Origin of the sequence: Maridesulfovibrio sp., assembly GCF_963677005.1 — a bacterium.
Lineage (GTDB): Bacteria > Desulfobacterota > Desulfovibrionia > Desulfovibrionales > Desulfovibrionaceae > Maridesulfovibrio.
In genome coordinates, this window is the sequence record NZ_OY781616.1 from 1631868 (window position 1) to 1654751 (window position 22884).

General features: G+C 43.8%; 14 protein-coding genes and 1 pseudogene. 5 read left to right on the top strand and 10 right to left on the bottom strand.

Annotated features, from left to right (window positions below; all coding sequences use genetic code 11):
- Nucleotides 1–4 precede the first annotated feature (4 nt).
- The 3 genes from ACKU4E_RS07525 to ACKU4E_RS07535 are packed head-to-tail and all read right to left on the bottom strand — an operon-like array spanning nt 5 to nt 4275.
- Nucleotides 5–1495, bottom strand: coding sequence for a class I SAM-dependent DNA methyltransferase (locus ACKU4E_RS07525; RefSeq protein ID WP_320170460.1), 1491 nt, complete (start codon nt 1493–1495; stop codon nt 5–7).
- A 3-nt stretch (nt 1496–1498) separates the two neighbouring features.
- Nucleotides 1499–2764, bottom strand: coding sequence for a hypothetical protein (locus tag ACKU4E_RS07530; protein WP_320170461.1), 1266 nt, complete (start codon nt 2762–2764; stop codon nt 1499–1501).
- Nucleotides 2752–4275, bottom strand: a complete 1524-nt coding sequence (locus ACKU4E_RS07535) for a class I SAM-dependent DNA methyltransferase (protein ID WP_320170462.1) — start codon at nt 4273–4275, stop codon at nt 2752–2754. Before ACKU4E_RS07535 ends, ACKU4E_RS07530 begins: the two co-directional genes overlap by 13 nt.
- 425 nt (nt 4276–4700) lie before the next feature.
- Here ACKU4E_RS07535 and ACKU4E_RS07540 point away from each other — a divergent pair, with 425 nt between their 5' ends.
- From ACKU4E_RS07540 to ACKU4E_RS07555, 4 genes and pseudogenes are all read left to right on the top strand, one after another.
- On the top strand, nt 4701–5516 hold the full coding sequence (locus tag ACKU4E_RS07540; RefSeq protein ID WP_320170463.1) for a Rha family transcriptional regulator: 816 nt from the start codon (nt 4701–4703) through the stop codon (nt 5514–5516).
- Nucleotides 5491–5808 (top strand): plasmid mobilization protein, encoded by a 318-nt coding sequence (locus ACKU4E_RS07545; protein ID WP_320170464.1) that lies wholly within the window; start codon nt 5491–5493, stop codon nt 5806–5808. Before ACKU4E_RS07540 ends, ACKU4E_RS07545 begins: the two co-directional genes overlap by 26 nt.
- Entirely contained in the window at nt 5805–6944 is a 1140-nt protein-coding gene (gene traI / locus ACKU4E_RS07550) for a TraI/MobA(P) family conjugative relaxase (protein WP_320170465.1), read from the top strand. Before ACKU4E_RS07545 ends, traI begins: the two co-directional genes overlap by 4 nt.
- A gap of 31 nt (nt 6945–6975) precedes the next feature.
- A pseudogene (locus ACKU4E_RS07555) lies at nt 6976–8159 on the top strand (IS3 family transposase).
- 328 nt (nt 8160–8487) lie between these two features.
- Here the strand turns inward: ACKU4E_RS07555 and ACKU4E_RS07560 are convergent.
- The 3 genes from ACKU4E_RS07560 to ACKU4E_RS07570 all read right to left on the bottom strand — a co-directional run bounded on the left by ACKU4E_RS07560 (nt 8488) and on the right by ACKU4E_RS07570 (nt 13521).
- Nucleotides 8488–10218 carry a SulP family inorganic anion transporter gene (locus tag ACKU4E_RS07560; protein ID WP_320170466.1) on the bottom strand — a complete coding sequence of 577 codons (1731 nt, stop codon included), beginning with the start codon at nt 10216–10218 and terminating at the stop codon, nt 8488–8490.
- A 345-nt stretch (nt 10219–10563) separates the two neighbouring features.
- On the bottom strand, nt 10564–12705 hold the full coding sequence (locus tag ACKU4E_RS07565) for a methyl-accepting chemotaxis protein (protein ID WP_320170467.1): 2142 nt from the start codon (nt 12703–12705) through the stop codon (nt 10564–10566).
- A 522-nt stretch (nt 12706–13227) separates the two neighbouring features.
- Entirely contained in the window at nt 13228–13521 is a 294-nt protein-coding gene (locus tag ACKU4E_RS07570) for a hypothetical protein (protein WP_320170468.1), read from the bottom strand.
- A gap of 526 nt (nt 13522–14047) precedes the next feature.
- Between ACKU4E_RS07570 and ACKU4E_RS07575 the strand changes: the two genes are divergently transcribed.
- Nucleotides 14048–17605, top strand: a complete 3558-nt coding sequence (locus ACKU4E_RS07575; protein WP_320170469.1) for a hypothetical protein — start codon at nt 14048–14050, stop codon at nt 17603–17605.
- A 2-nt stretch (nt 17606–17607) separates the two neighbouring features.
- Here ACKU4E_RS07575 and ACKU4E_RS07580 read toward each other — a convergent pair whose 3' ends face one another.
- From ACKU4E_RS07580 to ACKU4E_RS07595, 4 genes are all read right to left on the bottom strand, one after another.
- A complete protein-coding gene (locus ACKU4E_RS07580; RefSeq protein ID WP_320170470.1) occupies nt 17608–18576 on the bottom strand; it encodes a glycosyltransferase family 8 protein in 969 nt (322 codons plus the stop codon).
- Nucleotides 18577–18591: 15 nt separating this feature from the next.
- Complete coding sequence (locus ACKU4E_RS07585; RefSeq protein ID WP_320170471.1) at nt 18592–19530, bottom strand: glycosyltransferase family 9 protein; 939 nt, start codon at nt 19528–19530, stop codon at nt 18592–18594.
- Nucleotides 19531–19550: 20 nt separating this feature from the next.
- Nucleotides 19551–20480, bottom strand: a complete 930-nt coding sequence (locus ACKU4E_RS07590; protein WP_320170472.1) for a tyrosine-type recombinase/integrase — start codon at nt 20478–20480, stop codon at nt 19551–19553.
- Nucleotides 20481–20883: 403 nt separating this feature from the next.
- Entirely contained in the window at nt 20884–22884 is a 2001-nt protein-coding gene (locus ACKU4E_RS07595) for an HD domain-containing phosphohydrolase (protein ID WP_320170473.1), read from the bottom strand.

The following is a 22884-nucleotide window of genomic DNA, read 5'->3' on the forward strand; positions in this document are numbered from 1 at the left end:
TACTTTAGAGCTCCTTCTCCAACATATCCAAAAGCTCACCCATAGATTCACGGAGAGCAACAGAATTCTCCCGCCAATCCGCAACAGCCTTTTTCAAATCAACCTGCTCAGTCTTACAGTTCCCGTTACCATTCCCATTCTCCGTACGAACATAAAGCGGAATGCTGAGATTGCTTCCCTGCTTTAGGATGTCTTCATTACCAATGATTTTTGAGAAGCCATCTTCATCACTAAAGCTATTGTATGCGTTAACAATCCGTTTAATGTGATCGTCAGTCAAAAAGCTTTGAGCCCGTTCTCGTGTAACTTCGTTAACGGCATTGATGAATTGAACTTTGCCTTTCCGCTCAGTAGGCTTGTTCATCGCACAGATGATGACACAGGCCTCCATAGGTGAGTTGTAAAAGAGGTTAGGTCCAAGACCGAGGACGCATTCAACTACGTCATGCTCAATCAATTTTTCACGCATGGAGCTTTCTTCATTACGGAAAAGAACCCCATGAGGGAAAAGAATCGCGCAGCGTCCGTTTTCAGTGTTCATGCTTTGGATGATGTGTTGCCAGAATGCGTAGTCCGCACGCCCCTGCGGGGGAGTTCCATAAATATTCCGCCCCCAGGCATCAGAAGACCATGCTTTACGATCCCACTGCTTAATTGAGTAAGGCGGGTTGGCAAGAACGACGTTGAACTTCATAAGCTCATCGCCTTCAGTGAAGGCTGGACTGGACAGAGTGTCACCTCGGACGACCTTGAAATCTTCAATGCCATGCAGAAAGATGTTCATCTTGCCGATGGCGGAGGTCAGCAGGTTACGTTCCTGCCCGAACAGGCGAAGGTTGCGCCATTCCTTATTCTGCCGCTTGAGATGAGCAACGGCAGAGAGCAGCATACCCGCAGATCCGCATGTTGGATCATAGATGGATTCACCAGGTTGGGGCTTCAGTATTTCCGTCATCAAGTGGACAACTGTGCGGTTGGTGTAAAATTCAGCAGCAGTGTGCCCTGAGTCATCAGCAAATTTTTTGATCAGGAATTCATAACCAATGCCGAGTTCGTCTTCTGGACAGTTAGCAATAGAAAGAGTCTGAGAGCTAAAGTTTTCAATCAGTTCACGTAGCATGTGGTCCGGCAAACGGTCTTTGTTGGTCCACTGAGCATCGCCAAAGACACCAAATAGGGTGTCCGGATTTGCTTTCTCAATAGCACGCAGAGAATCCTGAATAGCCTTACCGACGTCTTTGACCTTGGCGCGGGTAGCAGTCCAGTGCGCATCAGCAGGAATTTGAAAGCGGTGCTGTTCCGGCAGCTCTGCATATTCTTTATCGCCGCCGGATTCCTCAAGAGCTTCAGCTAGTTCTTCATCATAAACGTCGCAAAGACGCTTATAAAAGAGCATAGGAAAAATGAACTGCTTGTAGTCCCCGGCATCAATGTATCCGCGTAAAAGGGTGGCTGCACCCCAGAGATATGATTCTAGTTCTGTTTGGGAGATCATAAGTTATGAGAGCCTTACTATTTCTTCTTTGTCACGATTGATAGCTTTGATATACCCGTCATTAGAAATTTTTATGCCGAGGCCGTATTTTGCAACAGCTACGGTTGCAGCTTGCCTCCCTCCACTTGAGCTGCCTCCTTCAACAGAGAGAATAGCACCTGTGGCAAGAAAATTACCTTCATGATCAAGTACAGTCGCACCATCTATAGAAACGAGTTCAAGCCTGAGGAGTCTATCAAGGTTTTGAAATTTAGTGTTTTTGATTAAATAGTTTAAAGCTTTGGATTTTGATGTTGTTTGTTTTTCTAAAAGGTCCTTGTCGTTTATAAGTCCTTTGCTGATAGCGGTGGGCTTACTCCTTGCGTTCAATACTCCAATACACCCTCCTGTCTTTGCAAAGGAAACATCAAGAGCGGTTAGATATATTTCTTTCCGCAATGTTTCAGACGATTTCCTTCCCATTGCTTTGTTTGTAAGCCTTTTGATAACTGATTCATGAGCAAAGTAACGCCAGTATCCTCTTCGTTTGGCAAAGCATAAATTCCCATCTTTAAATATGAGTATTTCGCCCCCACGGTTCAGCGAAATAATAATGTTTTCAGTGTCTTTGGTCCATGCTGCTAACTTGGAGAATCTAATTGGGGAATACAACTCACTCACATCATAATCGTCATCAAAAATTTTGTGACTAACTAATAGCCCTTCATCATCGAAGATTAACGCAGTATCATGCCCGTTACTCATTACTTTAAAAAAATCGTGGTCTTCTAAGTCTTCAAAATGGAGACTTCCTCCTTTTCTACTTCCTGAAATGCCAAGAGAAAAAACAATTCTGTCGCCTTCATATGTTTGCTGGGACCATTCAGACAAAGTAGAAATTATCTTTAACACGAGCTGTGGATTTGATGGATTAATGCTTTTCGAAACGACTTCCGACATAAATGATTGAGCTGTATCTTTGGCAAAAGGTTTTCTCCAATCTTTTAGTACTCTTTCAATGTGGTCTAGAAAGCAGTCCATGATTTTTAATTCATGAGGAGTAAAAGGTTGTGTTCGCTCAATCTGGCATCTGACTTCTCTGTGATTTTTTAGAGTTAGTCTGGCTTGGCCACTGTTTCTTACTTGGATAGCCAATTTGCGCATTTTTCGTCGAGGAGGGGAAACCCACGTAGGGTCACTAAAATTTGTTCCTGGAAATAATGGGAATAATAGTTGTTCAATAACTTGTCCGAACGATTTACGCCTTATTTTTTGTTCTAGGAGTGCCATAGTCCCTCTTTTTTAAGCAATGCAGAAAGCTTATCTTCAGCCGTATAAGCCGCATCCAGAGATTTTTTCAAATTTTCAACTGCTTCCTCAACGGTGATGGATTCTTCCTCAATAATAGGCTCTACATAACGAGGAATATTAAGGTTGAAATCGTTCTCCTTAATTTCATCTAACCCAACAACCCTGCATGCACCTTCGACATCTTGGTAATCTTCATACCAATTGTGGATGGCATCTACATGGGCAGGAAGCAGTTCGTTTTGTGCGCGTCCTTTCTTAAATTCATTCGACGCATCGATGAAAAGTATTTTGCCTTTTTTAGCTTCAGGCTTTCTTTTACGAAAAATTAAAATACAAGCAGCCAGTCCTGTTCCATAGAAAAGATTCTGTCCAAGCCCGATAACAGCTTCAAGTATGTCCATTTCCAGCAAGGCCTTACGGATTTTACCTTCTTTTGCCATGCGAAACAAAACACCATGAGGCAGTACAACCGCCATACGTCCGGTCTTGGGGGCCATGGATTTAATCATATGCTGCACCCAGGCGAAGTCTCCGGAATTGGCCGGAGGAATACCAGCAAAGCAACGGCCATATGGATCATTGCCCCAGATATCGTCTCCCCATTTTTTTAGCGAGAATGGAGGATTGGCTATGACACAATCAAATTCAGATATGCTGTCGCCAGAATAAAAAGCAGGCTGCCGGAGAGTGTCTCCACGTTCAATGTGAAAATCTTCGGCTCCGTGTAGAAAAAGGTTCATCCGGGCAATGGATGAGGTGGTGAGGTTCTTTTCCTGACCATAGAGCTTGCCGAGCATGAGATTTTCATCACCACCATGCTCTTTTACATAATGGATAGCCTCAAGCAGCATGCCCCCTGTTCCGCATGCAGGGTCATAAATTGTTTCACCCGTTTGCGGAGCAAGTATTTTTACCAGAAGTGATACAACGGAACGCGGGGTATAGAATTCACCGGCTTTTTTGTTGGTCAGGTCGGCAAATTTCTTAATCAGATATTCATATGAATGCCCAAGAATATCGGCCCTGCAAGCTTTGTTGCCAAGATCTAACGAAGAAAAATGTTCAATCAGATCTTTGAGGAGCGAGTCAGAAAGGCGGTCCTTGTTTGTCCATTGGGCATCACCGAAAATTCCATGAAGGGTCTCAGGGTTTGCTTGCTCAATGCACCGCATTGCCTTTTGGATGGCATAGCCAACATTATCGACTCGTGCACGGACTTCTTTCCAGTGGCATTCTGGAGGGATCTGAAAGCGGTGGTTTTCAGGAAACTGTGCGTATTCGAAATCACCGTCTGATTCTTTTAAAGCAAGGGCCAGTTCTTCATCATAAACATCTGACACGCGTTTAAAGAAGAGCAGTGGAAAAATGTAAGTCTTGAAATCAGCAGCATCAACAGGACCGCGCAGGATGTTGGCAGCTTCCCAGAGATGATTGGAAAGGGAGCCGGTTTCGGTGTCGGTTGAGATATTATTTCCGTTATTCTTATTCACTTAAATAAAACCTGTCGTTTGAAAATATGTATTTAGGACCCAATGAATAAATAGGACCTGCTGACTTATAAGGTAATCGAAATTTTGTCGACCGAACATATCGATATTTTGCGAGATTATGCAAGAACTAACAAGAGCTTTCAGGATTTAACAAGACTCAACGAGAACAAACAAGAATCAACAAGAAATAACAGTAATAATTAAATAAATTTAAATTTTTCCGCTAAATCGCTTATACTCCTGCGGAGTCCGAAGGCAGGACAGGTAAGGTAGGACCACCTTTTCAGGTGGTCTCCCTTACGTCCTGCTCAGCCTTGGGGCTGAGGTTGACTTATTCGCCTTCGGCTCAACGCAAGTTGCTTGCGAAATTCAGGACTCCTGAATTTTGCGCTGATATAAACTGCAAACTATGTGGAGTATGTGAGATGAGCGAAAAAGACAGTAAAAACATATTGTTATCGACTGTAATTGAACTGATTATGGAGAATGATCAGCCGATGGCTTCTTCATTGCTGGTGGCTGAACTCTTTGAAAAACGTCATGATAACGTCCTTCAATCAATAAATGATTTGGATGTCCCAGATGATTTTAGACGCCTTAATTTTCAGGAGTCCTCTTATATAAATAAGCAGAACAAAGAGCAGCCTTCATTCAACATGACCCGCGACGGCTTTTCCCTTCTCGCCATGGGATTTACCGGCAAGAAGGCAATGGAGTGGAAGATCAAGTTTCTTGAGGCCTTTAACGCCATGGAGGCCCAACTGACAATTCCTCCAGTGGAGGGAAAGATTCAGTATAGGAAGGCAACTCCGGAAGCTGTGAAGTCCTTTGAGGGTGTCGCGCGTTACTGGTGTTTTCTGGAAGGGCTCAACTGGGAACAGGGCAAAAGACAAATAGAAGGGGCAATCCGGGTTCCTGATCTTTATGAAATGGATGCGTTGGCCATGAGCAGTGCATGGACTTATCTCAGGATGTGCATGCGCATTGTTCCGCCTAAAATGCGCGGTAAGGATATATGCTCGAAAGACGAATTGTCTCCGGTCAACGGGTTGCTTGATTACTGGGCTTATTGCGGCCAGTCCACACGTGACGAGCTGCTTGCAAATTTATGTGGAGACATGTGCATTGACTCATTGGAGTGCCTGCCTAAATCGTATGTACCTCATGCTGTAAGTCTTATCTGGGAAGGCATTAACCATGAATCAGGTAAAACGAATGCCCTCAAAGAAGCAAGTTATTAAAGCCTACGTTTCTAAAGAGGAATATAAGCAGATAAGCGCGACCGCGCAGCAATGCAGCTTGTCTCTTTCCGCTTTTGCCAAAGCTGTTTGTCTCGGCCATGAAATCAAAAGCCGCACTGACCATCAGGCGCGGCGTGAGCTTTTGAAAACAAATGCTGATCTTGGTCGTCTGGGAGGTTTGCTCAAGATGTGGATTCTGGATGATGACCAGTACCGTACGGATGTTGAAAGGCTTCTTGAGGACATCCGTCAGACTCAAAAACAGATAGTTGATAAGGTCCGTTCCATATGATCAGCCGCCGAATTGCTTGCAAGCCTCAGAACGATAACTATCGGAGGCTGGCCGATTACATTGCCGATGCCAAGAACAAAGGTGAGAAGACCTTGATGTCCTGGTGTGCCGGTTGCTGGGCAGGCGATGACTACGAGCTGGCGATTCAGGAAGTTCTGGATACGCAGGAATTGAATCAGCGCACCGGCAAGGAGAAGACCTATCACCTGATAGTTTCCTTCAGGCCGGAAGACGAGGCCGTCCTCTCTCCTGACGATTTCAAAGAAATCGAGCAGGAATTTTCCAAAGCCCTGGGCTTTGAGGATCATCAGCGGCATTGCGGAGTTCATAAGAATACCAACAACATCCACATGCATATCGCTTACAACATGGTTCATCCGGAAAGATTGACTCGGTACGAGCCGTACCGTGATTTCTACAAGCGTGACCGGCTACACCGCGAACTGGAGCTGAAGTTTGGCCTGAAGTTCGACAACGGCAGGCAGAAGGATCAAGAACCCAAGCGCAGCAATGACCGTGCTGCCACCTATGAGGCCCATTCCGGCCAGCAGTCCTTCGATTCGTATGTGAAGGAACGCAAGGATTATATTCTGAAATCACTGGATAAGGCCCAAAACTGGCAGGAGTTTCACGAAGCCATGGTGCAGATCGGGATTGAGGTCCGGTTGCGCGGGAGTGGCTGCAGCATCAAAGACCGACATTCCAGGACGGCCATCAAGGCCAGCAGGCTTGACCGGAATTTTACGAAATCCAAGCTTGAGTCCAAACTCGGATGTTTTCAGCCTCCTTTTGAGACGAGGACAGAGGAGAGGGAAAGATATGTTGCCCGGCCCCTGCATAAACATCAGGGAGAGTTGTATGCCGAGTACCGTGCGGCCATCTCCGGCAGGAAGAAGGCCTACGAGGACCTGCGTGAAGAACAGGATAGTCGCCGTGGCCAGGTCTATTCTCATTGGGACGGCAAGATAAAGGGACTTAGAAGTGACCGCAAGCTACGGCCAAAGGATCGCAGCCGGTTGATTGCTCTGGCGTCCGGCAGAAAGACCGAGGCTATGGAAGCCCTTAAAAAGGAAATGTCCGGAAAACGTGCGGAACTGCGTGTTGATCCTGCTACAAGATTGTGGACACGAACTTAAGCCGCTATCCTGACTTTCACAGGAGAAGCGAATGACCAAATCCAAACGTCGGAATTACGATCCGGAATTTAAACGAAATGCAGTCCTTTTAAGTGAAGATCCATCCCGAACTCATACCGAAGTTGCAGACAGTCTTGGGATCTCCCCCAATATTCTTTATCGGTGGCGTCGTGAATATTTCCGTAACGGTGGGAATGCGTTTACCGGACAGGAAAATGGAATTTTGACTGATGAGAAACGAAGGATCAAAGAGCTGGAGAAAAAATTACGCGATGCGGAAACTGAGCGTGATATCCTAAAAAAAGCATTGGCCATCTTCAGCAGCGCACCGAAATGACGTTCCAATTTATAAAAGCGAACCGCTCCAGTTTTCCGGTGAAGAAGATGTGCCTAACTCTGGACGTTTCCAGGAGCGGTTTTTATGCGTGGTTATCGAGACCTGAATCAAAAAGAGCTATTGAAAACAAAGTATTGTGCCAGCGTATTCAGGAGCTTTATTATGAGCATGGTCAAATGGCGGGAAGTCCCATGATCACAGCCGACCTGCATGATGAAGAACGGTTCTGCTCGGTCAGTCGTGCTCGAGTTGCTAGAAAAATGAAGGCGATGGGACTCCAGTGTAAAACGACAAGAAAGTTCGTGGTCACCACAGACTCCTCTCACAAGGAGCCGGTTGCCCCCAACCTGCTGGACCGTCGGTTCTCGGCATACAAGCCGAATACTGCTTGGGTTACGGATATTACATACATTAAAGTTGGCAAGAAATGGTTTTATCTCACTGTTTTTATAGATTTATTTTCTAGGATAATAGTTGGCTGGGATTTGAGTGCCTCATTAGATAGAAGCTCTGTAATCCGCGCTTTGAAAAAAGCAATTGCAAGGCGTCGACCACCGAAAGGATTGATGATTCATAGCGATCGAGGGGTGCAGTACGCCAGTCGAGAATTTAGAAAATTGCTGGCAAAATATGGTTGCACCCAAAGCATGAGCCGCAAAGGGAATTGCTGGGATAATGCGGTTGCCGAATCCTTTTTCCATACCCTTAAAACGCAAATGGTCTATCATAGAAAATTTGCCCACAGGCAGGAAGCTGAAATTGCTCTCTTTCAATACATTGAGGCCTATTATAACCGCAGAAGACGACACTCCAGTAATGGATGGGTGTCACCTGCTGAATTTGAAATCAACTGTCAGGAAAATTTCTTTGTGGCTTAGCTGACTGTCCAGAAAAGTGTGGCAGGATCACTAATAGACTTTACCGGCGGTAAGGACAGAGTAATATCCAATGAATCCGTTGAATTCAAAGCGGCTAGGGACGTTAAATCACACATGGCTGATTCTTTTTCTACGGGCTTAAAATCTCTCGAGCTTACGCTTGTGCGGGTTCAAGTCCCGCTCTGGGTACCAAAAGAAATAATAAAAGCGGTTAATTGCCTTGCAATTAACCGCTTTTATTATGTTAAGCCATTTTCAATATTTTTATTTCATTACTGTGCCGCCATTACAGCCACGGCTGTTAACGGAATCTCTACAGTTCTTCCGATTATTCCGCTGCAGCAAGTCTTTTTCTGCTTTCCTCCACGGCACATCCGCGATCACCGATATCATCTTCCTTTTCCGGCAGTATTCCCTTTGAAATAGCTGTAGAAAAATCGGGAAAGATATTCTCATCCCCGATCAACTTATCCGTACCAAGACGTTGCATTATTTTCATAATGCGGGGGTGAACTCCGGAAAGAAGCACCTTGATACCATTATCCTGCGACTTGCGGACAACGGTTTCCAAAGCTTCAATGCCGGTTGCATCCATAGTAGGCACTAGACGCATGCAGAGAACTATTATTTCGGGTTTTTTACGCGTGAAGCTCATTACGTTGACGAATTTCTGGGCCATACCGAAAAACATGGGACCGGAAATTTCATAGACGACCACCCGCTCCTGTCCGTTGCTGCGGTTGATATTTTCCTCTTTCGGCAGGGCTTCGTCCAGACTGTGGATATCCGATAGCTGACTCATGCGCTTCATGAACAGCATCGCAGCCATAACAACGCCGACCTCAACGGCGACTGTAAGGTCTACAAAAACAGTCAGCAGCAAAGCTATCAACATTACAACCGAATCCGACTTCGGTGCGAAAAGAAGACGTTTGATGCGGTGAACCTCACTCATATCCCATGCGACCAGCATCAGGACCCCGGCAAGACTGGCAAGTGGAATCATGGAAGCAAGCGGAGCGCACACCTTGACGAACAGGATAAGGGTCAAAACATGTACAACTCCTGCCAAAGGCGAAAACGCCCCGGCACGGATATTAGTGGCTGTGCGGGCGATTGCACCTGTGGCGGGCAGCCCTCCGAATAAAGCGGAAGCAACGTTTGCCAACCCCTGCGCGACAAGTTCATTTGAGGAATTATGACGGTCACCGCTCATGCCATCCGCAACTGTGGCACTGAGCAGGGATTCAATACCAGCAAGAATGGCAATGGTCATTGCCTCCGGGATCAAATTTTTCAGATGCTGCAGATCAATATTGGATAAGGATATGTAACTAGGCAAAGAGTCCGGAATTCCACCGAATTTGCTGCCGATGGTTTCCGTATTCAATCCCAGCAGATATGATACTATAGTTGCAATAGCGATACCGACAAAAGGAGCCGGAATTCTTGGAATAAATCTCCTGACAAGAAGCATCGAACCTACTGTCAGCAATCCCAATCCCAAAGTCGACGGGTCTGTTGTCGAAATTCCGTCCACACATGCCTTGATTCGCGGCAGGAAATCAGAAGGAACATGGGCAAGCTGCAGGCCCAAAAAGTCTTTAATCTGAGTGGAAAATATAAGCAGTCCGATGCCGGAAGTAAAACCTGTCGTAACCGGATATGGAATATATTGCAGCAACTTGCCAAGACCAAAAGCCCCCATCACAACCAGAATCAATCCGGCCATGATGGTAGCGACTACCAGCCCGTCATATCCATGCCGGGAGATAATCCCAGAAATGATAATTACAAATGCCCCGGTAGGCCCGCCTATCTGAAATCTGGTTCCCCCGAGAGCAGATATAATAAATCCGGCTATAATCGCAGTGAAAAGGCCGGTTGCAGGAGTCGCCCCTGAAGCGATTGCAAAAGCCATGGACAAAGGCAGTGCCACAATACCTACAGTTATACCCGCTGCAATATCCTGCCGTATAGTCGCCGGACTGCCTGCTTTTATATATTTTATGCTGGTTGGAATAAAACGATTCAGTCTGGAAAAGACGCAACTGTCCATTGAGAAACCTCCCTGGTTTGGTGGTGTCTCCGGGGGGCTCAGTCAGTGGTAATGTTTTGAAATCAGGATTGCCAGGGGCTGGGTCTCACGCGGAAAAAAATCGCCTTGTTAATTGGGTTGTCCAGCGCTGTCAACAGTACTCACATAATAACATGCTTGCACAGCCAACCGGGCTTCCGCTCGGATTCTCCTATGATATGGTAGTATGGCGGTGGGGCTCTACGCATGGAACCACCGGTCCTAACTGATTCCGGTTTGCACCTCGCCGCCGTGCCTCACACAAAAAACGGCCGCATCCTTCGATACGGCCGTTTGGCAATATTCCATATTTACATATTGTTGCGACTATTCAGCTTTTAGGTCTTCCACAACCATCTGCATTTCAGAGACCTGCTCTGCAAGGGACTCAAGGGCCATAGTAAATTCCCTTGTTCCTTGGACTGTTTCCCCGGTAATACGGCTGATTTCATCAACAGACCTGTTGATCTCTTCCGAAGTGGCTGACTGCTCCTCTGCTGCTGCGGCTATACTCTGAATCTGAACCGCACTTTCTTCTGCATCCTTTACTATCTCCTGCAGCACCTCGCCGGAACTTTCCGAGAACTCATTGGCCTCACCAATATGCCTGTAAACAATTTCCATGGATCGGATATTATCCCCGGCGACTCGTTGAATGGCTCCTATGGAGCTGGAAACTTCACCGGTGGCTATCATGGTTTTCTCCGCCAGTTTGCGGACTTCATCGGCAACAACTGCGAAACCACGGCCAGCTTCCCCGGCACGGGCCGCTTCAATTGCGGCGTTGAGCGCCAGCAGGTTGGTCTGGTCGGCAATATCGGTAATTACGCCGATAATGGCCTCTGTTCCCTTGGCCTGCTTTTCCAGTTCTCCCATGTTTCCTTTAAGATTGTTAACCTCGGTCACCGTCTGATCAAGAGCATTTTTAGATTTTTTGACAACAGAAGCGCCGTTTTTGGCTTTATCCTGAGACTCATTGCCAGCTTCTGCGGCAGACCCTGCGTTACGGGCAATCTCCAATACCGTAGCATTCATTTCCTCCATGGCTGTTGCTGTGGAGGTAATTCGGTCGCTCTGGATTTCCGCACCGTGGAGAAGCTCATTGGACTGAACGGACATCTGCTCGGAAGCAGCCACCACACGCATCAGGATCTGCTCAACACGGTCGGCGGCAAGATGCAATCCCTCTGATTTAGCCATATCCGCCTTCACACGAGCCTTTTCCGCTTCGGCTGTCGCCTTCCGGGCTTTTGCGGATTCCTCTTCGGCCTTACTTGTCTCATCTTCAGCCCTGCTGATGGTCTTTTCCAGCTCTCCGACCATCGCTCGCAGGGAATCGGCCATGCGTCCGATCTCATCTTTCTGGTTAATATCCAGAACAGCATCAAGACTACCTTCTGAAACCTTATTGGTATATGCGGCAGTTTTAAGAATCGGCCTGCTGATCACCCCGGCCAAAACAAAAAGAATACCCAGAAGAACAAGTATGGCGACTACACTGATGATTATGCTCTTGTGTGCGATGGCATCGGCCTGTGCCTCCACTTTGTTCATGGGAATAACCAGTGCGATGGACCATGGAAAAGTCGTCTTCCCGACCTTGATCGGGGTGTAAATAATGTATTGCAACTCGTTGTTATCAGCTTCGGTGATGTAGGAATATTCTCTGCCATTTTGGATGGCATCCATGATTTCCTGTTTGTTCCTGCCATCTATGACATCACGAAGGTTCTTGGCCAGAAGCCCTGAATCGGGATGAGCCACGATATTGCCTTTGTTGGTCAGCAGATATGCGTAGCCGGTTTCAAAGGGCTTGATTTTCAGCACTGTTTCCTGAAGGTCATTAAGATAGAAATCTACCCCGACAACCCCAATGTTTCTGCCGTTCTTCTTGACTGGAATTCCTGTAGAGCAGAGCCAGAATGTTTTTCCATTCACCTCCCACGGGTATGGTTCGGTGATTGTCTCCACATTGCCGGACATTGGATTCTTATACCAGCCTACGTTGCTTACATCCTTATTACCGACAAAAAACTCCGCAATGCGTCCTTCATCGCGATGATACCAGTTGCGATAAGCCCCTTTGTATTTATCCTTATAATGGTCCTCTCTCCCATCATATACTTCGGGAGGAAAGGCACACCACGATCCAGCAAGGCCCGGATGACGTTCGAGAACTCCTATCAAGACAGAGTCAAGGTATTCCCGGTCAGGCACAACGCTGTAGTTTGCACCCTCGTCAAACATGACCCCCAATGTTCTGGTCACAGTCAGGGCTTTTCCCATTGTTTCCGAAATTTCATTGCCATAACCTTTCGCGATGTGGCCTGCGGCTTCTCTTGCCTGTTTCACAGCCATCTCTTTTGCCTGATAGGTCATAACCATAGTGCTGGCGGCCAGGATAAGGGCCACAACAAAAAAGGTAGGAATGATAATTTTTGATTTCAGGCTCCAGTTTTTAAAACTCATGAATACTCCATTTTTATGACAGTTCTGGCGTGTTCAAGACTATTCTGTCGTGTTTCTCTTTTTATTACATATAGTTATGCGACATAGAGTATTTATTCGCTAATGTTTCAAAAAAAGTAAAGGGAATAAGGGATAAAATTGAAAAACAATGAAATTTGGAAATAATCATGCAAATGAAAATGGCCGCATCATTTGATGCGGCCACTTCAGATAGTGTACAAGACACTATACATTTGGAGAACTTTTCTTACCCTCTGCTGCAGCAGTTGATACCATCATAGCAAATCACAGAAGAACTATCTCTATATGTAATCCACCAGAGACATAGTATGCCTGTGCCACAAAAAGCTATGAATCTGGATGCGTAAAGGACAATGCTATATTTAATCTCCATAATATGCACGGAGACTAAACCGGCTTTACCCGATAAAGGATTCCTGGGATAATAAAATACCATCCGGCACCAACGGGCGATACAAGACCGCAGGGCTTGAAAATCTCGCCATAAGTAGACAACAACGACTAGTGTCCTTTGCAGACATGGTTGCTTGGCGCCCATCCTTCCATATACCATGCTCTGGCACCGAGTACCTGCAAACCGTGATAGCGCACATACTCAAGCTGCTCCTCGGAGTAATCATGTCCATCAACAGGACGGATTGCCAGTATATCAGCGGGTCCATAAGCTTCTGAGGAGGAATCTGCAACAAACACCGGATGCCCGCAAGAACCCGAAGGATGCTTGGTTGTCAACATTCCCTGCCCAATTCCCTCTGCCATGCATGGGACATCTATGTCTTTTGTTATATCATCCATTTCAACTCTCCCTGAATTTATTGAAAAAACTTAACTATACAAAGCCTCTGCCGATGCCTTGCTGCCAGTCACCACGTATTAATCACAACCGGGCAAGACACTCTGAACTGTATTCAAAAATCAACACGCCGACACTGAACCATACAAATGCCATAAAAACAACACCCTAATATATTCTGACCGGGGAAGCTGATTCATATACGGAGGTTGTGCCCTCGCCTGCCGAATTTATACCTGATGCGGCCAGGATGGCATAGTCTTTCGGGCAGGGCTTAACGTCTGAAAATAAAGGATAGGATCCACAGCCGAACCGGCCGTTCAGCATAAAATAATTTCTTCAATATTAAACGTCAGTAAACATGAAACAAAATTAATACACACAAATTATAGCTTATTAAATATACTTATCTATGTATTTAAAAAGAATTTGACGTTTGTTTTCAGATAACATAGTTACTGTTTTTGTTGATTGACTAATGGTGTAATAATTTTTTAAAAAACTATTATGTTTGAATAACTAAAAATTATGGATGATAATAAAAAAAAGGATAATCTCGAATACGCAGCCGCACCGCGTAATGACAAAGAGTTTGAAAAACATTGTTTAGAGATAATAGAAGACTGGACAGCTAAGTATCATCCTGGAAAAAAGTTTAAAATAAAAAATGCAACACCGTCTCCGGTTGATATAGTTCTTATTGAAGATAATGGTGAACCTGATTTTACAGAGAATTTAAATGGAGAGGTTTATACATATGGCCTTAAGAACGAGTTTAAGAACGCTTATTTTATTGAATGTAAATTCTACTCAAGAAAAATTGAATTAGACAAACTGGCTAAATCAATACTTGTTGCTATCAGACATAAACCACAATCTTTAACATTAGGAACTCGTACTCATTTATCTTCACAAGCAGAAGAATATTTGAGTTTTTTTACCGGTTCACGTTTGTTTTGGGGAAACACTGATTTTCACATATGGCTTCCATTGTCAGATAAATCAGGTGTACATTTACCCGATATACTTGCCGCAGAAAGTGAAGATCCAACGCTTAGCGGCACATATGATGTGGTCCATTATTCTCTATATGTGGAAGATGTTTTTTATAAGATAAACATTGACCCGCATAAGGGTGATGACCTTTCAGTTAACCGAACGCAGCATATTTTGTTTAAAGCGCTGATTACACCTCCAACCCATACTAAAATAAAAAGAATTGATCGTGCGTATCTAGTTGTCACAAGCAAGGCCGGGGATGAGGTTCAAAGCCCTCTTGAAATAGAGAGATTGAAAGGGAGTACAAATTTAAATCTCAAGACCAAGATTGCAGGCAGCCAGTTTGCGCCAGACATAAACTATGAAAGCTGTAAATTGTGCCTGTATTCTGGAAAACAACATCTTGAAAAGATATATCTGAAGCCTTTTCCAAATGTTCTTACAGACAAATACTTTCCTGTTTTACCGGACTTCAGAGAAAAGGAGACTTCTTCAGCCTATGAAAGATGGAAAATTTCCGGAATGCCCCTGACTCTTGTCAGTGGAGAAAGTGGGATAGGCAAATCTTATTTTTGTAAGGAGATATGCAGAAAAGCAACTATAGATGGGTATACTGCTATTGAAGTAAGTATGTTAGGCGATGTCGATATTGGTTTTATTTCAGCCCTTGCCTGGGCTGTTGTCAGCCCTGACATGCAATTGATCCTGAAAAAAAATAAGCAGACATTGAAAGATTTCATTAAGACTTGGTGTATAGCTAGCAGTACGGAAGATATACCGGAATATGAAATTGAAATTCTTACAACTCTACTAACTAAGGGCACTATTGAAGAGATTGCTTCTGATGCATTGCTTGAAAATTTATCAAGAATGATTGTAAACAAGGGCATTCCAATTGTCTTTTATGCTCATGATCTACATAAAACCAGCCCTGCCGTTGCCGGATGCCTTTTAAAACTAATCAAAGGTTTTTCCGATACTGGCTGGGGAAGAATAAAAATTCTCCTTGAACAAAGATTTCCGGCAGAACAAAACAACAATCTATGGGAAATCATACATGCCAACTATGGTGCAAGTATTTGGGATTGTGATAGTGTAGAACCTTTATCAGAACAATTTGTTTCCCGAGAACTAGAAAAGTTATTACTATGCTCTGATGCAAAAAACGTCGCGAAGAAGATCGCTGCAAAAAGCGGACGAGACTTACAACATCTCACCGTAAACTTGCAAACGCTCCTACACCGGGGAGCTATAGAACTGCATGCTCATCCATCCAGCAAGAAAGGGTGTTCGGCGTATGCTGTGTCGAATTTAACAAACTTGGATAATTGCCTTTCTCGCATTCCTTCAGTTCGTGATAATGCTATCCATAATCTTTTGTCAGAGACACATGATAAATTAATTGCAGAAGGACTGAATCTTGGGTGCTACCTGCTTGGTTTGTTGGCAATTATCCAGTTAAGCCCAGGCGTGGGGCTGCTTTCAGGTTTGACCGGAAAATCCATTGCTGAAATGCAAGATGAATTAGATGCTCTAGTCGATGAACAGTTTCTTGTTCAGCGTAGAGATCAATACAAATTTACGCATGAATCATATAGAGAGGCTGCTCTTCCCTGGTTAGAAAAACAATCTAGAATCAAATCGTGGATCAGAAATAATGCGACACAGCCATGCGCACCTGTCAGTTTCGAAGAGTGTATAGTCAGGGGAAGAATATGGCGATATCTTAATTCGACCTCTGAAGCATTTGAGGCATTGAATGCAGCAATAAGCTTCGCCGGAAGCAGTTTTATATTTAAAATTGATGCTCATAAAGAAATGCACAAACTACTGAAGATAGATAGAGACCATGGCCGACATCATGAATTTTTTGAAAATTTTTCTGCTATCGGGTGGTATGGTCATTACACTTTACCCGTAACAGAACAGATTGCGTTGACCGATGAAGCTATCGAATTTCATGGAAGCATTAGTATACTGGATTATCCAGACCCATATTACAAATACAAGTTATCAGAATTACACCGGATTAATACATGGCTTCACATTCAGAATCTGGATCAGCGGAACTACCTTCACTCAGCTGAAGAAGCCTTGAATTCAACTACAGACATACACGAAATCGGCATGATGCTGAATCGCTATATACTGATCTGCCGGAATTGGGGGATGTATTCTTGTGGCATAAGAGGAGCTATGGCTTCTATCGTTCTTTGCGATGAAGTTTCGCATGAAAAGGATTCTGATTTACTCTCTGTAAACTATGCCATGTCAGCGCCTCTTATAGCCGAATCCGAATTTGGCAGAGAAGGCAGACTAAGCTTCACCCAAGCTGCATGTGATAATCCTCATGCCTCAAAACGTGAACTGGCTCACGCCCACCTAGCCCATGCGGACTCTTTGACGATATGCGGAAACCTAGATGACGCTTCCAGTTGCTTGAGTTTTTCAAAAAAAGTAATGGAAGACTTGCGCATGGACAGTCTTAGTATCAGTTATCATCAAAGTCTGGGGATGTGGCTCGCAGCCAAAGAAGAGTGGCATATTGCAAGTGATGCTTTTAAAAGGTCATTAGAAAAAGCTTCATGGCTGGGACAAAGACTGGAGGCTCTCAAGGCCGGGCAAAATCTACTGCTAGCCCATGTAAAAAACAACAGCTTTGCTGAAGCTGAAAAAATATATCAAATTGTACTCAAGCAATGTGTTGAAAATTTAGCCGAACCAGAATTCAAAGCAGTGGAAACGCTCTTAAATGGTATGATTGATAAAAGCCATGAATTGCTGCGTGGGCAAAAGCTTTTAAAAAATGATGAAGAAATAACCACTCGCATCGATTCCTTGGCAGCGAAGTTAGGCATACAAATCCCCAATAACAATAAGAGCTGTTCCAGTGTGTTCTTTACTGTTCTTCACAATGCTAAATCGCTATCTATCGCATTTCCTGAATATTTCCATTTTTCAGACGATTTTGACAACCTTTTAAATCATGAAAGTCACGCCGGCATGGTCTCCCGTCCGGTTAACGGAATTTTCTGTGAAATAATGAATAGGGATAACGAAAGCTATCCTTTTTTGGTAATAGTTTAAATTTATTTAAGATTATCCCAACTGTTCTGAATGCTTGAGCAGTATGAGTCATGAAATATCTGTTTAAACCCGTAGGTTAAACTTTTATGGAGTAGTCTTTCATAAAACGGCGTTCTTCTAGCATACATCCACCACTTTGCTGCATACGGTTCATTGGGTTTTTGTGTCGGCTTTTGTCCTGCAAAATGTATGATGTAAGCATTATCTAAAAGATGTTCTATCTCTGAGTCAGATAAATTACGCATTTTTTCTCTTTCAAAAATCAACCCCCAGAACACATTCCACAATTGGTCGAGTACAAATATTTTACCATCATATGCCGCATTCAGCACATCCTGATCGCCAAAATATCCTTTGTTCTTGTGTGCAATATCAACAACTTTATCGTAGATGTTTGCTTCATTTATTTTTTGGATATTAAAGACAACAATCCCGGAATTAACATAGTTAGACATATCTTTGAATCCAAGATCATCGCATAAGTGTTTTGCGACATTAAGATCAGCTGCAATATCACAGTTAGGATCTAAAGCAGCAGCGCAGCAGTGGTTTCTAATGTCTATTCTCAGCAGGTTGGAAATGTCAGTTTGCACTAAAGTATCACAGTCAAGATAGATTACTTTTGAATAGTTACACGCAACCAGTGGGGTAAACAAGATATAGTACGATGCTGGAGAAAGCGACTGCGGCAACTTCCACGTTTCGGAATTACTTTTTTTTACAAAATCAGTTACTGAAAAAAAACGTAATGAGATGTTAGGTTTACCCTGCAAAATGGTTAACAGGATCTGTTTAGAATATTTATTTATGCCATCTTCAAGAATAACGATATCGTAGTTGTTCTCTTCTGATGAATTATCAACTAAAGAAAGAATAGACACAGACAGCATGTCTACATAATTATCGTCAGAAGTATAGAAAATGGGAATATTGTTTTTATTGAAAGCGGGTTTAAGATCTGTTGCACTCATGCTTACTAACTCCAATCAGATTTCATACTTCAGCTTTTTAATTGAACTTGAGACTTTATCAACTATGCGCAATAGTAATTTTTCACCATCGTAGTCATCCGGCATGATCGCAAGGTTTGTATTGAACGGATATGCCCATCTTAACATCACAGATGGAACAAAAACTTTCTTGTACTTAGCCTCATAAGTATATTTGTTTTCCATGTGAAATATTGAAATAAGATCTTTATTTAAAGCTGTTGCAATGTGCATTGGACAACTATCAAAACCAATATAGAAGTCTGAAGCCCAGATAAGTGCAATTGCTTCACGCAAGGTGCGTCCAGGGTTTTCCAAGCCAAGATCCTGATCTACAGAATTCTTTCTTCCAATTTGAAAGAAAGAAGCTCTGTCTTGTAGTATCTCTGTTAATTTCAGCCAGTTTTGCACATTCCATGGACAATTACCCGGACTGCTGGTTGTTCCCCCTGGATGCAGGCAAACTAATGGCCTCGGTAAATGTTGTAATGCTCTTAGTGCCCAAGCCTTCTCTGTTTTTGTTAAGTATAGGGAAGGCCGCAAGACTCGGGGGCGAATGCCATATGCAAAACATATATTTTCAATGACATGACTGAGTTGGACTAACGAAAGTTCTTCACTATTCACACCGATAAAGCCTTCCTGGTCGACTTCATCTGCGTTTATTATTTTTCCGATGAAAGGATTGTTTTCAAAAAAAGGATAGGGAGACTCGTTAGGTACAACACCAACTTTGGGTGAAATAGGTGCGGTAATTATAGAGATTGGCCTACCAAGACTCATTGCGTAATCATCTATTAATCTGGTGTAGACTAAGACGTTTCCTAGGCCGCTTCCTGCACAATTTGGAATAGCCAAGTCCGCATTATGTTTACGTGCATAGCTTTTTGATAAAGGCAAAAGCCCCGATTCAACCGACACATTCTTTTGCAGCATAATTTTTAGTTATCGATACATCACTCCCTCAAAAATTTCTTCCGCGGATGCTTCTGTGCTAGTATGTCCCGTTGAGACGAGAGGCTTACGTGGGTGTAGATCTCCGTTACCGACAACGAACTATGACCTAGTAATGTTTGGATATTTCTAATATCTACACCGTTTTCAAGCAACATTGTGGCTATTGTATGGCGGAACATGTGCGGGGTGATGTGCTCGGTTACCCCGGCAATTTGGCTGTATTTTTTGATAATTCTTCTTACGGACTGGTCGGAAAGAGGACGCATATCTCTATTAAGGAAAAATGACGGAGAATCATGCAGTGTTGATGCATATAGGCGGGAATATTCTTTTAAAATATTGAGCGAACTTTTTTCACAAAGAGGGATAAGCCTTTGTTTGTTACCTTTACCATTTATTTTTAATGTATTATTTTTTAAATCTATTTCAGATGGTGAAATGCTGCATAGCTCTGATACTCTTATCCCCGTTGCGAACAACAATTCTATTATGCAGATATCTCTGGTTGTTTGTTTATAACCAATACTGTTCGGATTAAATTTATTTTTTTCTATATAAGCATATTTAATAAGTCTCAATAGTGATGTTTTTTTAATTGTTTTTGGCAGCTCTGTCGATCTGCCTATCTTTATATGAAGCTTTCTAAAAGGTGAAAATTGAATTTTATCTTCTCTTTCAAGAAAATTTAGAAAAGACTTAAGTGTTGCCAGCTTTCTCTTTAATGTTTTTGGTTTATATATTCCATTAATTTCTACCAGATAAGACCTTATTAAATCCTTATCCAGATCAGTTACATTTATTTCTCCAACATTTGTTATTTTTTTAAATTGCTCCAAGTCCATATTGTATGCTTGTATAGTTAATGAAGAGAGACATCTTTCTAAAGAACAGTATTGCAGGAATGATTTTATGGCGTGATTCAGTTTCATATATAGCATCTCCTTCTTTTTGTTGTTTTTTCATGCGACAAAAAGATTGGATGTACAATTGCTATAAATTCAATAATTTAGATCAAATGAAACATTGGTCGGTGAAAATAAGCGGAAAAAGAACTGTCGGTAACACGCAGCCGGATATCAGCATGGAAAGGCTAAAATTATGGATTCATGGAAACGTGCAGCTGATTTCTCGAACGTAAGTGGGGACACTTGAATCTTGGATCGGTGGTCAATATTCAGCCGCCCCTGGAAGATCAATGGCTATGAGATGTCTTGGACAGCAGGGGCCGCAGAATCAATCTGACTTAGAGTCAGCCAAAATGTTCATATTGCGGACAGTAAGCCGGCTTGTAGAAAGAAGTAATGACGGGGAAATATTATCCGTGAAAAGAATCTAAAATTCGATGTGACTTTCCTGCAATATGCTCTTCCCTGCCGGGGTGTAGATTACTGCCCCAAGTGCTTCGATTACAGAACTGTCGTATTTCTGGTCAGCCATGCTTTGCAGAATTTCTACTGCCTGCCTTGCGGTTTTGGCTTTTCTGTAAGATCGTTTCTGAACCAGCGCGCTGAAGGTATTGGTTACACCTAGAATTCTGGCCAACATGGAAATTTCGTTTCCCGACAGCCCATTGGGATATCCCGACCCATCAAGATTTTCCTGCATCTGCCATATTGTCTGTGGAATGGGCAGATCAAACTCCACCCCCTCGAGAATCCTGCAGGTATGCTCTATGTAACGCTGGGTTTCCCTGATCTCTTCCGGAGTAAGTTTACCCTGTTTTTCCATTATCTCTCTGGGCACAAACGTTTTGCCCACCTGAGAAAGAATTGCAGCGGCCTCCACTGTTGCGCAGTCAGTATCGGAAAGAAGCAGTGTTTCCGCTATTTCAAGGGCCATTTTACGCATGAGTGAAGTGTGTCCGTCAAGGAAAGGTACGCTTTCCACTGCCCGGATCAGCGCGTTTATGACCTGCTGACGAACTTCAACGGCTCGTTTTGATGCGTTTTTATCAGAGGTAATATCCCTGTAAACAGTCAGAACGGCATCTCCATCCTCTTCTACGGTGCAGGGTACAGAGGTAACCTGGAGAACCGAAGAACCGGCTCTGCCGGGCATGACCATTTCCTCACTGTATGCGGAATTGGACATGGTCGCCATCTGGTCCCCGTGAGAAATGGTTTCCGCATTGATTTCTCCGAAAACCTGTTTATCAGTCAAACCTAGTGCAGCCCGGCTTTCCAGCCCACCCATTTTCGCAAACGATTTGTTTACGAACAGAAATCCCCCATCACCGCTGTTTTTTACACTGACAGGGGTAGGCATGGTGTTGCAGACAAGTTTGAGAAGCCTGTTTTCGCTCCGCTGCTGAATCAGATTTTCTTCATTTTTTGTGGAGGATAAATAATACCTGCGAGTTGAAACAATGAATTTAATCGTCAGGACAAAAAAGACTACGCATCCAAGCGCAAGGGCCGCGATAAGGGCTGTCCCTGTTTTGAAAATATTCAGATCATCATTTGCAGCCGCAACATCAGTTTCCATGAGTACCCACCAGTTGATCGCAGGGATAAACTCGGCAGAGGAATATACCATATCTGAATTCTGCAGATTTTTCCTTTTTCCGAACTCAACTTTGGTTATCCCCGAAAGGTCGGCGCTGACGTCCTGCAACTCCAGATTATCCGAATGTCCCAGTATAACATCCTGATAAGCTGAACCGTACTGCTGTATCAGATGTATGCGACTGCCGTTTTCAAGTTCGCGTGCAGCAGCAAGAAAGGACCTGAGAATATCACTCAGGGGTACGGTGAGCACCAGCACTTTAGTTGGTTCAACCTCGGTAGAAAGAGCTTCGGCCGGGAACACAGGGAGAAAAAGATCCGAAGTCAATATTCCTGAATTCTCACGGAGAGGGGAAAAAACCGGAATCCTGTTTTTCAATACAAGCTCGACCAGTCGGCGATATTCTCCAGCGCCTCCTTCCAACTGCCGCCCCGATGTGGAGTAAAGACTGCCGTCAAGATTAAACAGATAAGCTGAATCAAAACCGGAAACCTTCACAAAATTGCCAAAGTCCTCGCGGGCTTCTTCCCTGTGTTTTTTATCCGCGCCTGCAAGTCCCTTTACGGCGAACCTGAAAATTCGAGCCCTGGCCAGTTCCCTGCCCCGGATCACATATTCCACCAACCTAGAACTGAGTAATTCTACGTCGTCACTTATTACTGCCGCCTGATATTCACTCAACCGCTTGGCGGCCTCGGCTTCCTTATCCCGCCAAAGTTTATCCACTCCGTAGTAAAGACATCCTGCTACCGCCAGAAACAGCAGAAGAAGAGCAATATTGCGCAGGTTGAACAATCTTTTCACTATATCAAATATTTTTATTAACAT

What these genes read in the sequence shown, in the direction of transcription:
- ACKU4E_RS07590 (WP_320170472.1), bottom strand. Translation starts at nt 20,480, where the DNA reads ATGAAACTGAATCACGCCATAAAATCATTCCTGCAATACTGTTCTTTA.
- ACKU4E_RS07575 (WP_320170469.1), top strand. Translation starts at nt 14,048, where the DNA reads ATGGATGATAATAAAAAAAAGGATAATCTCGAATACGCAGCCGCACCG.
- ACKU4E_RS07525 (WP_320170460.1), bottom strand. Translation starts at nt 1,495, where the DNA reads ATGATCTCCCAAACAGAACTAGAATCATATCTCTGGGGTGCAGCCACC.
- ACKU4E_RS07545 (WP_320170464.1), top strand. Translation starts at nt 5,491, where the DNA reads ATGCCCTCAAAGAAGCAAGTTATTAAAGCCTACGTTTCTAAAGAGGAA.
- ACKU4E_RS07565 (WP_320170467.1), bottom strand. Translation starts at nt 12,705, where the DNA reads ATGAGTTTTAAAAACTGGAGCCTGAAATCAAAAATTATCATTCCTACC.
- ACKU4E_RS07585 (WP_320170471.1), bottom strand. Translation starts at nt 19,530, where the DNA reads ATGCTGCAAAAGAATGTGTCGGTTGAATCGGGGCTTTTGCCTTTATCA.
- ACKU4E_RS07595 (WP_320170473.1), bottom strand. Translation starts at nt 22,884, where the DNA reads ATGTTAATAAAAATATTTGATATAGTGAAAAGATTGTTCAACCTGCGC.
- ACKU4E_RS07540 (WP_320170463.1), top strand. Translation starts at nt 4,701, where the DNA reads ATGAGCGAAAAAGACAGTAAAAACATATTGTTATCGACTGTAATTGAA.
- traI (WP_320170465.1), top strand. Translation starts at nt 5,805, where the DNA reads ATGATCAGCCGCCGAATTGCTTGCAAGCCTCAGAACGATAACTATCGG.
- ACKU4E_RS07580 (WP_320170470.1), bottom strand. Translation starts at nt 18,576, where the DNA reads ATGAGTGCAACAGATCTTAAACCCGCTTTCAATAAAAACAATATTCCC.
- ACKU4E_RS07560 (WP_320170466.1), bottom strand. Translation starts at nt 10,218, where the DNA reads ATGGACAGTTGCGTCTTTTCCAGACTGAATCGTTTTATTCCAACCAGC.
- ACKU4E_RS07530 (WP_320170461.1), bottom strand. Translation starts at nt 2,764, where the DNA reads ATGGCACTCCTAGAACAAAAAATAAGGCGTAAATCGTTCGGACAAGTT.
- ACKU4E_RS07570 (WP_320170468.1), bottom strand. Translation starts at nt 13,521, where the DNA reads ATGGATGATATAACAAAAGACATAGATGTCCCATGCATGGCAGAGGGA.